The sequence below is a fragment of the Solibacillus sp. FSL W8-0474 genome (genome assembly GCF_038004065.1).
In the GTDB taxonomy this organism is placed as follows: Bacteria; Bacillota; Bacilli; order Bacillales_A; family Planococcaceae; genus Solibacillus; species Solibacillus faecavium.
Window position 1 is genome coordinate 1268214 of the sequence record NZ_JBBOQJ010000001.1, and the last position, 12142, is coordinate 1280355.

A 12142-nucleotide genomic window follows, 5' to 3' on the forward strand; every position below is an offset into this window, starting at 1 on the left:
TTTAGAAAAGCTCTTACTAATGGTACAATGAATGGAAGTAAGAGAACAAGTGGAGGCGTAGACATGAAAAAATTTGAAGAAAAAACGATCCATTCTGAATCTATTTTTAAAGGTAAAGTAATTTCACTGAAAGTTGATGATGTTAAGCTACCGAATGGTGAAACCGGTAAGCGTGAAATTATTAATCATCCGGGTGCTGTTGCTGTAATTGCTATTACTGAAGATAATAAAATTCTTTTCGTTGAGCAATACCGCAAAGCCCTAGAGCGTTCAATCATAGAGATTCCCGCAGGCAAGATGGAAAAAGGCGAGGAACCGATTGTGACAGCACGCAGGGAATTGGAAGAAGAAACGGGTTATACGTCAGATGATTTCCGATTTGTTCAGGCTTTTGCAACTTCACCTGGATTTGCAGATGAAGTTATCCATATCTATGTTGCAGAAAAGTTAAAGAAACTGGACATTCCTGTAGACTTAGATGAAGATGAGTTTGTAGAGTTAATGGAAGTAACTTTGGAAGAAGCAGAAGCAATGGTAGCTGATGGAAGAATATACGATGCGAAAACTGCTTTTGCCGTTTTATGGGTGAAGATGAAAATGATTTTAAATCAATAAAATGTTTACGCATAAGGACAATTTATGTGCATAAGTTGTATGGACAAGGAGGCGTCCAAATGCGTAAATATTTATATATTCAATATACATCTATGATAGTCATATGTTTTATTTGTGGTGTAGTATGTTATCAATTATTTCAAATTGAGCAAGTACAGCAAATTATTAAATATAGTGATCGAAGACTACTTGATCTGGAAAAACCGGAACTGCTTTGGAGTGTTGTTCCTTTCCTAGTTTCTTTAATTATTGTATTATTCTTTTCGACACATAAATATTTACCACGAATGGCCCTAGTTTTTATTTCAATAAAAGTTACTTTCCTAGGGTTTAGTTCTGTTTATTTACTTGTGCAGCATCAATCTATAAAATTGTATGCCTTTTGGTGGTTCCCGTTCCAGTTGATCTATTGTGTACTATTGATCGCTCTCTATCAAATCACAAATAATAACAGTGGTAGACGAGCTTTGAAAAGTGTAATGCCTTGGAAAAAAGTAATATTCCTTTTAATAGTAATGGTAGTGTTTTTCGGACTTGAAAATATAGCAATTACTTATTTATTTAAATAATCATTGTCTTGTAATGAGATTTACTCATTTGGTATAATGAAAAGAGTTTAGGAGGGCGTCACATATGGAGAGCCGTATTGATAGAATTAAAAAGCAACTGCATAGTGCGAGCTATAAGCTGACGCCACAGCGAGAAGCAACAGTAGCGGTATTACTTGAGCATGAGGAAGATCATTTAAGTGCCGAGGATGTTTACTTATTAGTAAAAGATAAAGCACCTGAGATTGGACTGGCTACCGTATATCGTACACTTGAGCTTCTAACAGAGCTGAAAATTGTCGATAAAATTAATTTTGGTGACGGGGTGTCTCGCTATGATTTACGTCAAGAGGGCGCAAAGCATTTCCACCATCATTTAGTTTGTATCGAGTGTGGCGCAGTAGATGAAATTCAAGAAGATTTATTGGAAGATGTAGAAGAAATTGTGGAGAAACGCTGGAACTTTATAATTAAAGATCACCGCCTAACATTCCATGGCATCTGCTGGCGTTGTCATGATCATGATAACTCTGGAGACAGCAATGCATAATCTATAATCAAGAAAAAAGAACAGCGCAATTGGCCAGGGCACTGAAAAACCTTCGTTTTTTTAGGACGGTTTCGTTTTTCAACACAAAAGAGGCATTTTTCATTCGATTTTGAATGAAAAATGCCTCTTTTCTTCGTCTCTTTTTATTCCTTTTCGCTCATTAGCTTCAGTATTCGTTTCAGATTGACCACAAAGATGGTTGTGGCTCCTTGAATTTCCATGCCAAATAACCCCGTCGATTTTGCTGTTTTAAAGCCGTGGGGATTCTTTAATTCATTATTTTTTGCTTCAATTTTATACCGATTTTTAGCGAGTGCTTTAAATTCCTCTGTTTCTTGGAACGCTGCTTGTTCTTGATGGGTAGTCGATTGAATTGTGACACTATATGTTTTACTTTTTGCACCTTCAGTATAACAGCCCTCTCGCATCGGACAAACTTTACATTTCTTAATATCGAAATAAAACGTTAAACTTTGATTCGTGCTTTTCTTACCTGTCCGTCTTCTGTTCAATGCCATGTGCCCTGCTGGACAAACAAACATCCCTGCATCTTTATTGAAATCAAATTCAAATTTTCGTTGTCCACGCCCATTAGTAATGAGGGGATGTAGCTTCGAAACTAACTGAAGTTTTTCTGATTTCATATACGCTAAATTATCTTTTCCTGAATAAGCTGTATCTCCAATAACCGTTTCAATTTCCATACCTGTTTCTCGACTTTTCTCGACTAATTCTTGAAGATAATGACCATCGCTTTTTTCACCTGTCGTCACAACCGCTGCTGTAATAATTCGTTCATCGCTCATCGCAATATGTGTTTTATAACCAAAGAAAGACGTATCTGCTGATTTATGACCAAGGCGTGCATCCGGATCATTTGAATAGCTTAGATGGGCTTCATAATCATCAATCACTTCTTTTAAAACATTTAATTTTTCTTTCACCGCCGGGATTTGTGCAATCTTTGACTGCGTTTCCACTACTTCAACTACTTGACGACAGTAATCTAATTCTTCTGTGACCTCATTTGACGTAGGCTTCTCAGGGAATTTTCCAACCATGTTTTCGTCGAGTTGATACACGGCTTTTCTCACATTTTTCGACTTTTCTTGTAAAAATTCTTTTGGCGATTTTTGATTATAACGAGCTTTTGTATGAGTTGCGTCAACGATAACCATTTTACTGAGTAGAAGTCCTTTTTCTAAGGCAATTTCAACGGTTTTCTGAATCAGTAAATCTAATAGATTCATATCTTGAAGACGAAGTCGACGGAATTTTGTCAGCGAACTTGAATCAATGACATCTTCTTCTGGGGTCATGTCTAAAAAATATTTAAAGGACATGTCGTATTTCGAACGCTCGACAAGGTCGGCATCCGACAGGTCGTGAATCGCTTTTAAGAGTAAATATTTAAACATGCGAATCGGTGGAATTGCGTTACGGCCATTATCTAAACAGTATTTTGACTGAAGTTCTTCTACGATAAATGAAAAATCCACGAGTTCATTGATTTGTCGAAGCATATTGTCTTTTGGAATGATTAAATCGTACAACGCCATATAAGGACTTAAATTCAATGTTTCTTGTTTAGAAATCATGGTCGCACCACCTTTTATTAGTCCTTCAATTATACAGGAAATTTGGGAGATTATACGAGGGGAAAACCCTTTTAGTGACGAGAGTAGTACCAGTTGATTGGAATGGAGGCGGCGACTTCTGCGGGAACAGCACGAGCGGAAGCACCCGGACTGAGCGGAGCGAGGGAGAAGGCTGGAGCCGTGCCCGCGAAACGCGTCCGCCGGAATGGAAATCAACGGCATCGAAGAAAAAGAGAGTACTGGAACGAATTTTCGTTCCTGTACTCTCTAACTTGTGGCTAAGGGACTTTTTCAGTGACCTCCAATTGGCTGTTCTTTTTTTGTACTTATATAGCTTATATATGTTTTAAAAGGAGCTTGGGACATAAGTAGAAATTTCTTTGTAAAAGGGAAATACTTTTATTAAGAAATTGATATTATATGAATTGATTGGAGTGAAGGGGCGACTCCTGGGGGAACAGCACGACGCCTGAGACTACAGGCTCAGGCCGTGCCCCCGGAAAGCGTCCCCGTAACGGAAATCAATTCTGGCAGAAACAGAAAACTATCTATTTTTTCCAAAGAAAAAATAGATAGTTTTCGTTTTGTCTCAGGCTCCAGCTAATTAAATTAAGTACGCGGATGATGTGCAATAATAAGGATTTTACCTGCTTCTAAATCATCTTTTGCTGTAGCATGCTCTTGTTCGCTTACTCCTAAGTTAGCCAATTGATGATGAAGATCATCAGGCGTCATTTGGAAAAAGTTTTTAATCGCTGCTAAAACCCCTTTATCATTTTCAGTTGTTTCCGCAGTTGCTTTAGCATCTACATTGAAAAAGTCTGCAATATCCTCTGCACGCTTATTGCTATTTGCAAAAATATGAATGTGATCACGCACATAGCCTTCTGCAATAAATGATTCAATTACTGATTTAGCCTGTACACCATTTTCCACTGATTTTAAAACTGCCATTTTATATACACACTCCTTAACTTAGAATACTTATATGATTCCCTAAGATTAGTTAATTGAAACTTTGGGGAAATCCAAGTTCTTATTCTATGAGAGGAGGGTAGTGCAGTAATATAGATTACATCACCGGGTCTACTAAATCGTCTACCTTTTTTATTTCTAAAAATTGAATTTGATGACCATCGATTTCCTGAATTTTAAAGAGATAGTTTTCATAAATGAACGAATCCTCGATATTTAAATCTGGCATATTGGTAAAGTACCAACCACCGATCGTATCGACGTTAGGGCTTTCAATATCCAAAAATAGCAGCTTCGAAATGTCATCGAGCAATACTTTTGAATAGACTAAATAATGGTTTTCGGCAATTTTGCGAATGTCCGGAATTTCATCGTCATCAAATTCATCGCGAATTTCTCCGACTAACTCTTCCAAAATATCTTCTACAGTAATCATCCCACTTGTTCCACCGTATTCATCCAATAATATTGCGATATGGATGCGTTTCTTTTGCATAATTTGCAATAAACTTTGAATAGGTGTTGTCTCAATCATATGAATGACGGGATTTATGAAGTCCTCTAGTTTAAATGTAGCTGGATTGATTCGGTTATTCATACCTAATGTTAAAAAGTCTTTAATATTTAAAAAACCTAATATATTATCACGGTCGCCCTCATAGACTGGGTAGCGCGTATAGCGTTCTTCAGATACTTGAGTTAACACTTCCTCAAACGTAGCGGATATATCAAATCCAATAATATCCGTACGCGGAACCATAATTTCACGTGCAATTTTATCATCGAATTCAAATACATTGTTTACATATTTCAATTCGTTCATGTTAATCTCGCCTGATTTATAACTTTCCGATAAAAGTAAGCGTAATTCTTCTTCCGTATGTGATAATTCATGCTCACTCGCTGGCTGCATTCCGAATAGTTTCAATAATAAACGTGCAGAACCATTTAATAGCCAAATTAAAGGGAACATTAGTTTATAGAAAAATTGAATAGGTCTCGCAAATGCTAAAGTGACAGCCTCCGCTTTTTGGATGGCAATTGTTTTAGGCGCCAATTCACCAACTACAACGTGGAAAAACGTTGCCAAAAAGAAAGCTCCGCCCAATGTAAACCAATGAATATAATCTGTACCAATTCCGATAGATTCAAATAGCGGATGTAATATAAACTCAAAGGTAGATTCACCAACCATACCGATTCCTAATGCTGTTACAGTGATTCCGAGTTGGCAGGCAGATAAGTATTCATCTAAATGTGTTGTTACATTTTTAGCAGTGAGTGAACCAGATTTCCCTTCAGCGACTAGCTGATCAATACGAGATTGACGTACTTTTACGATAGCGAATTCCGTTGCTACGAAAAAGGCGGTTAAAGCGATTAAAGCCGAGAAAATTATTAAGTTAATGATTGTGGTCAAACGAGCGTTCTACTCACGAAGTAGAACGTTCACCTCCTAGTTATTTAAAATTAATAAAAGTGACTGCATTAGCGCAACACTTTCAGGTGACACTTTTTTACGAAGCTTTTGTCGCTCCTTCTCATCTAAATGTTCCATTAAAACGTTTACATCATGTTCGAGCTTGCGCATTTGCAAACGAATGTCCTGAACATCAATTTCTTCAGGTTCATTTTCTGCAGGGGCAATTAAACGATGAATTTCATCCAAACATTTTCCTTGCTTTTTTTGTTCCTCAATCCAGTGAATACGATTAATCATTTCTTTATCATAATAGCGATAATTGGATGCCGATCGCTCCACTTTTAAAAGCCCTAAATTTGTATAATAATCAATTGTTCGTTTTGTTACCCCGGTAGCAGTGGCAAGCTCACCAATTTTTAGTTTTCCGATCCCAAGTTATCACCTCATTCATAACGTTTTACTTTCAAGAATAACGCAGAAAGCACATTTTGTAAAGATATTCCATTTATCTACAGAAAAACAAATATTAGTTAAAATGATAGGTGAGCAATATATATCGACTGCCGAAGTAAAATGGTAAAATGTATGTATATAAAGCAAGAGGGGCGATTTTTATGCAGGCTTTAAAAGATTCTATAGAAGATTATCTTCATTTTATCAAGGTGGAACGGCAACTTTCTGATAATACTTTACAGTCTTATAAACGGGATTTAATCGCATACGCTCGTCATATCCATTATGATCAGCAAATTAATGCATTTCAAGAAGTTGTACGTGAACATATATTGCTTTACTTGGATAGTTTACGGACGACAGGAAAGTCTACGAAAACGATTTCGAGACAAATTTCCTCAATTCGGTCTTTTCACCAATTTTTATTGAGAGAAAAAGTAACGGATCAAGACCCTACTGTACATTTGGAAATGCCAAAAAAAGAACAATCATTACCAAAGGTGTTATCGGTAGAAGAGATTGATATGCTCATAGCCGCACCTTCCATAGAAAAACCACAGGGGATACGGGATATAGCCATCTTAGAGATTATGTACGGCTCAGGAATGCGTATAAGTGAGCTCATTGAATTAAATTTAGAGGATATTCACATTACAATGGGCTTTGTCCGTGTATTTGGTAAAGGTGGGAAGGAACGTATTATTCCACTTGGTCGCGGAGCACTGGAAGCATGCAACACATATTTAAAAGAAGCAAGACCACAGCTATTAGGAAATGCACCGAAAAATGATGCGTTTTTCATCACCCAAAGAGGGAAAAGATTTACTCGACAAGGCTGTTGGAAAATTATTAAAGAACATGCGGAAACTGCAAATATTTCAAAAGAAATAACACCACATGTATTAAGACATTCATTTGCCACACATTTAATTGAAAATGGGGCAGATTTACGGGCTGTACAAGAGCTGTTAGGTCATGCAGACATTTCTACAACACAAATTTATACACATGTAAGCAAAACACGTTTGTCTGAAGTCTATAAACAATTCCATCCACGGGCCTAAAAATAAATTCTACCGAAATCGGATGTCTGACCTTTATTTGTTTAGGCCTTTTATGTAAAATAAAGAGGAAGAATAGGAGTGAAAGCATTATGCAACCGTTTAAAAAAATACATGTAATCGTAATGGATTCTGTAGGTATTGGTGAAGCACCGGACGCCCATAATTTTGGCGATGCTGGCTCAAACACATTAGGTCATATAGCAGAAAAAATGAATGGCTTAAACATGCCGAATATGGAAAAAATGGGCTTGGCCAATATCCGTGAACTTAAAGGTATTGAAAAAGTTGAAACACCTACAGCTTATTTTGGCATGATGCAAGAAGCGTCTGTAGGCAAAGATACGATGACAGGTCACTGGGAAATAATGGGGCTGAACATTGATACACCATTCAAAGTTTACCCGGAAGGCTTCCCGCAACAACTAATTACTCAATTAGAAGCGGCAACAGGGCGCAAAGTGTTATGCAACATGCCGTATAGTGGAACCGCTGTCATTGATGATTACGGTAAGGAACATATGGAAACAGGAGCAATAATCGTTTACACATCTGCTGACCCTGTTTTACAGATTGCAGCACATGAAGATATTATTCCTTTGGATGAACTATATAAAATTTGTGAAATTGCACGTGAGTTAACTTTAAATCCGGAGTTTTTAGTTGGTCGCGTTATTGCACGTCCGTTCGTCGGTGTACCGGGTAACTTTAAGCGCACGGCCAATCGTCATGACTATGCATTAACACCATTTGGGCGTACAACAATGGCTGAAATGAAAGACTCGAATCTAGAAGTAATTGCAATTGGTAAAATTTCGGATATATTTAATGGTGATGGGGTTACTGAATCAATTCGTACAAAAGACAACAGTGATGGCATGGATAAAATGGCTGAAGTTGTTCGTCGTGACTTCCAAGGGATGAGTTTCCTAAATCTTGTTGATTTTGATGCGAACTTTGGACACCGACGTGATCCATTAGGTTATGGTGAAGCATTAGAGGAATTCGATCGTCGATTACCGGAAGTTTTGGATGCGTTATCAGACGATGATTTATTAATCATTACGGCTGATCACGGAAACGATCCAACATTCCCAGGTACAGACCATACACGTGAATTTGTGCCATTAATTGTTTATTCTCCTCGTTTTAATGGTGGAACACAGCTGCCATTACGTGAAACATTTGCAGATATTGCAGCAACAATTGCTGATAATTTTAAGGTTGCAGCACCACAGTTCGGAAAAAGCTTTTTAAAAGAGCTTAAATAAGGGGGACATTCATCATGAGAATGGTAGATATTATTGAAAAAAAGCGAAATGGCGAAGAATTGACGACAGAGGAAATTCGCTTTTTCGTTGAAGGTTATACAGATGGTACGATTCCGGATTATCAGGCAAGTGCTTTATGTATGGCGATTTATTTTAAAGATATGACGGATCGTGAACGAGCAGATCTTACGATGGCAATGGTGGAATCTGGTGACCAAATTAACCTTTCTTCTATTGAAGGTGTTAAAGTAGACAAGCATTCAACAGGCGGTGTAGGAGATACGACAACTTTGCCACTTGCAGCAATGGTAGCAGCTGTCGGTGTACCTGTTGCTAAAATGAGTGGTCGCGGTTTAGGTCATACAGGTGGTACCATTGATAAATTGGAAGCAATTGAAGGCTTCCATGTAGAATTATCAAGTGAAGAATTTTCTAACCAAGTAAATGAAATTGGCATGGCAGTTATCGGTCAATCCGGCAACTTAACACCAGCAGACAAAAAACTATACGCACTTCGTGATGTAACAGGAACGGTTTCGAGCATTCCATTAATTGCTGGATCAATTATGTCCAAAAAAATTGCAGCGGGTGCCGATGCAATCGTTCTTGATGTAAAAACAGGTGACGGTGCGTTTATGAAAACAGTCGAAGATTCAATCAAACTGGCAGAAGCTATGGTTAAGATCGGTAATAACGTCGGTCGTAAAACGATGGCGATTATTTCTGATATGAGCCAACCTTTAGGTTATGCAATCGGTAATGCTTTGGAAGTTCAAGAAGCGATTGATACATTAAAAGGTCAAGGCCCAGCAGATTTAAATGAACTATGCTACACATTAGGTTCACAAATGGTTGTTTTAGGCGGTAAAGCTGAAACAATCGAGGAAGCTCGAAAAATGTTGGAGGAAGTTGTAGCAAATGGTGCGGCACTAGAAGTACTGAAAAAGTTTATCGCTGCTCAAGGTGGCGATGCTTCGGTAGTGGATGATCCATCACGTTTACCTCAGGCAAAATATCAATTTGACGTTCCTGCGAAACAATCAGGTTATATTTCAAAAATCGAAGCCGATGATATTGGTACTGCAGCGATGTTACTTGGTGCGGGACGTGCTACGAAGGAGTCGGAAATCGATTTAGCCGTTGGACTTGTCTTGCATAAAAAAGTTGGGGATCAAGTTGCACAAGGTGAATCAGTAATGACGATTCATGCTAATAGCGAAAATATTGAACATGTAATGGAAAAAATCTATGCGCATGTATTCATTTCCGCTGAGAAAGTAGAAGCACCAAAGTTAATTGAAGCGATTATAACTCAATAATATAGGAAAAGCTTTTTATTGTCCGAGAGGGTGGTAAAAGGCTTTTTTTTATGTTTTTAAAAATACATAAATATGGCTCCTCACTATAATATGGTGTTGTTTTTCTAATAAAGTTTAATTTGATTGATTGGTGGGCTACGGCAAGACAGCGCTAAAGCCACGTGATACGCGTCTTTATCACTGCCTTTATTGCCGTTTGCGAGGCCCACCAATCTCAAAGTTCTGCCCTCGTTATATAGTGAAGTAAAGAACATCCAATCAAGCCGCTTGCGCTATTGCGAGGCGGCGGTGAGCGGCCAAAACTTGCTTCAGCGAAAAGAGATGTGCGAAATATAATGGCAAATTCCTTGGCGATTAAGTGTGTGCGGAAAATAGGTTGCTCCAATTTTTTTCGTTATCTTATTTTTCAATTTAATCATCCCTAACTTATAGTGTAGAAACATAAATATGGTAAAATATGAATTAAATTACTGTACTATGTACGATAATAGCTATAACGATGAATAAATAGTGAAGAAGGGATTGTATGCAAGTTAAATGGTCAGGTCGATTTGAAGGCTATTCATTCGCCCATTTTAAAAAGGATTTACTGTCAGGGATAATCGTAGGGATTATTGCGGTTCCTTTGGCAATGTCTTTTGCAATAGCATCTGGTGTTAACCCGGAGTATGGAATTTACACGGCTATTATTGCAGGGATTTTAATATCGATATTTGGTGGCTCGAAATTTCAAATTGGCGGTCCAACGGGAGCATTCGTTCCGATTTTGCTTGGAATCGTACTAGTCTATGGATATGAAAACCTGCTCATTGCAGGGTTAATGGCAGGTGTTATGCTGTTATTAATGGGGATTTTTAAGCTAGGGACCCTCATAAAATATATCCCTAGACCTGTTACTGTTGGGTTTACAGCGGGAATTGCCATCATCATCTTTGCCGGACAAATCGGGAATTTTTTAGGACTATCCAATATGGAGCAGCATGAGAAATTTCATATGAATATTATGGAGGTTGCCTCCAATATTGGAACAGTTAATTTCTCTAGTGTACTCATTGCAATCATAAGTTTACTTTTAATTATTATTACTCCGAAGTTTTTACCTAAAATTCCGGGAGCACTCGTCGGCATTATAATTTCATCTCTTGTTGCAACGCTTTTTTTCCAAGGTCATGTAACAACAATTGGTTCGACCTATGGTGCCATTCCGAATACATTACCGCACTTTCAAATTCCTGAAATAACGTTTGAACGGATTTACATGTTAATAGGTCCAGCCTTTGTTATAGCGATGCTTGGCGGAATAGAATCCTTATTGTCTGCTGTTGTTGCAGATGGTATGACGAACAGCAAGCACCATAGTAATCGGGAGCTTATTGGGCAGGGGATAGCTAATATTGTCACGCCATTTTTTGGAGGAATTCCTGCTACGGGGGCTATTGCACGAACGGCTACAAATATCAAGACAGGTGCAACTTCCCCAATGTCAGGCATCATTCACGGTATTTTTGTCCTTTTGACCTTGCTGATCCTAGCTCCGTTCGCTGTTCATATACCGCTCGCAAGCTTAGCGCCGGTGCTAATGATTGTCGCTTGGAATATGAGTGAACGGCATCATTTTGCGCATATTTTAAAGTTAAAATCCGGGGATTCGCTCGTACTTGTCATTACATTTTTATTAACAGTGTTTACAAGTTTAACTTTGGCAGTTGAGGTCGGTCTTGTTCTGGCTGTGGTGCTTTTTGCAAAAAGAATGAGTGAAATGCTCGTAGTCTCAAAAGTATTGCCGAATTTAGATGATGATGGAGGAAAACTGCAACCGCAGATGGTGTCGGATTTGCATGACTGTCCGCAAATAAGTGTATATACAATAGAAGGACCTCTCTTTTTCGGTGCTGCACAAACTTTTGAACAATCGATTTTAAATACTATCCATTACCGACCAGAAGTATTTATTATGCGTTTAGGGAAAGTTCCTTATATTGATTCAACAGGGGAAGAATATTTCCGCAGTATCGTGAAAAATTTCAAGTCAAATGGCGGTGAAGTCATTGTTACGGGAGTCCAGCCTAGTTTAGAGGAGATGCTGAGACGTAATGGATTATACGACTTAATTGGACAGCAAAATTTTTATCGGACTACAGGTGAAGCAATCACGGCAGCATTCGATTATATTAACTTGAAAAAATGTATTGGCTGCAAGCATTTCGCATTTAAGGAATGTAAAATTGTAGCAGAAGGGGAGAACCTTTTACCACCCGAACGCTTAAAGTGACAGGGGGGGATCTGACGGGGATAAAGATGCTCTAATATTTTTACTATGAATATGTAA

11 protein-coding genes are annotated in these 12142 nt (G+C 38.1%); 7 read left to right on the forward strand and 4 right to left on the reverse strand.

Annotation, left to right across the window (positions count from 1 at the left end):
* Positions 1-63: 63 nt before the first annotated feature.
* From NYE67_RS06175 to fur, 3 genes are all read left to right on the forward strand, one after another.
* Positions 64-615 carry an NUDIX domain-containing protein gene (locus NYE67_RS06175; protein ID WP_191698238.1) on the forward strand — a complete coding sequence of 184 codons (552 nt, stop codon included), beginning with the start codon at positions 64-66 and terminating at the stop codon, positions 613-615.
* 59 nt (positions 616-674) lie between these two features.
* Positions 675-1184, forward strand: a complete 510-nt coding sequence (locus NYE67_RS06180) for a hypothetical protein (RefSeq protein ID WP_340727378.1) — start codon at positions 675-677, stop codon at positions 1182-1184.
* A gap of 64 nt (positions 1185-1248) precedes the next feature.
* Positions 1249-1713 (forward strand): ferric iron uptake transcriptional regulator, encoded by a 465-nt coding sequence (gene fur / locus NYE67_RS06185; RefSeq protein WP_191698236.1) that lies wholly within the window; start codon positions 1249-1251, stop codon positions 1711-1713.
* A gap of 143 nt (positions 1714-1856) precedes the next feature.
* On the opposite strand, the gene NYE67_RS06190 is transcribed toward fur, so the two are convergent.
* From NYE67_RS06190 to NYE67_RS06205, 4 genes are all read right to left on the reverse strand, one after another.
* Positions 1857-3311 carry an IS1182 family transposase gene (locus NYE67_RS06190; protein ID WP_340729205.1) on the reverse strand — a complete coding sequence of 485 codons (1455 nt, stop codon included), beginning with the start codon at positions 3309-3311 and terminating at the stop codon, positions 1857-1859.
* A gap of 609 nt (positions 3312-3920) precedes the next feature.
* Complete coding sequence (locus NYE67_RS06195; protein ID WP_340729502.1) at positions 3921-4265, reverse strand: general stress protein; 345 nt, start codon at positions 4263-4265, stop codon at positions 3921-3923.
* Between the two features lie 118 nt (positions 4266-4383).
* Positions 4384-5706: a hemolysin family protein gene (locus NYE67_RS06200; protein WP_340727380.1), complete on the reverse strand. Its 1323-nt coding sequence runs from the start codon at positions 5704-5706 to the stop codon at positions 4384-4386.
* Between the two features lie 36 nt (positions 5707-5742).
* The gene (locus NYE67_RS06205; RefSeq protein ID WP_340728744.1) at positions 5743-6138 is read right to left on the reverse strand and encodes a MerR family transcriptional regulator; all 396 of its coding nucleotides are present in this window, start codon (positions 6136-6138) and stop codon (positions 5743-5745) included.
* 185 nt (positions 6139-6323) lie between these two features.
* On the opposite strand from NYE67_RS06205, the gene xerD reads away from it, so the two are divergent.
* The 4 genes from xerD (at position 6324) to NYE67_RS06225 (ending at position 12085) form a co-directional block, all read left to right on the forward strand.
* The gene (gene xerD / locus NYE67_RS06210) at positions 6324-7226 is read left to right on the forward strand and encodes a site-specific tyrosine recombinase XerD (protein WP_340727381.1); all 903 of its coding nucleotides are present in this window, start codon (positions 6324-6326) and stop codon (positions 7224-7226) included.
* 89 nt (positions 7227-7315) lie between these two features.
* Entirely contained in the window at positions 7316-8494 is a 1179-nt protein-coding gene (deoB, locus tag NYE67_RS06215; RefSeq protein ID WP_340729503.1) for a phosphopentomutase, read from the forward strand.
* Between the two features lie 14 nt (positions 8495-8508).
* A complete protein-coding gene (locus tag NYE67_RS06220; protein WP_340729504.1) occupies positions 8509-9813 on the forward strand; it encodes a pyrimidine-nucleoside phosphorylase in 1305 nt (434 codons plus the stop codon).
* Positions 9814-10339: 526 nt separating this feature from the next.
* Positions 10340-12085: a SulP family inorganic anion transporter gene (locus NYE67_RS06225; RefSeq protein WP_340729505.1), complete on the forward strand. Its 1746-nt coding sequence runs from the start codon at positions 10340-10342 to the stop codon at positions 12083-12085.
* Positions 12086-12142 lie beyond the last annotated feature (57 nt).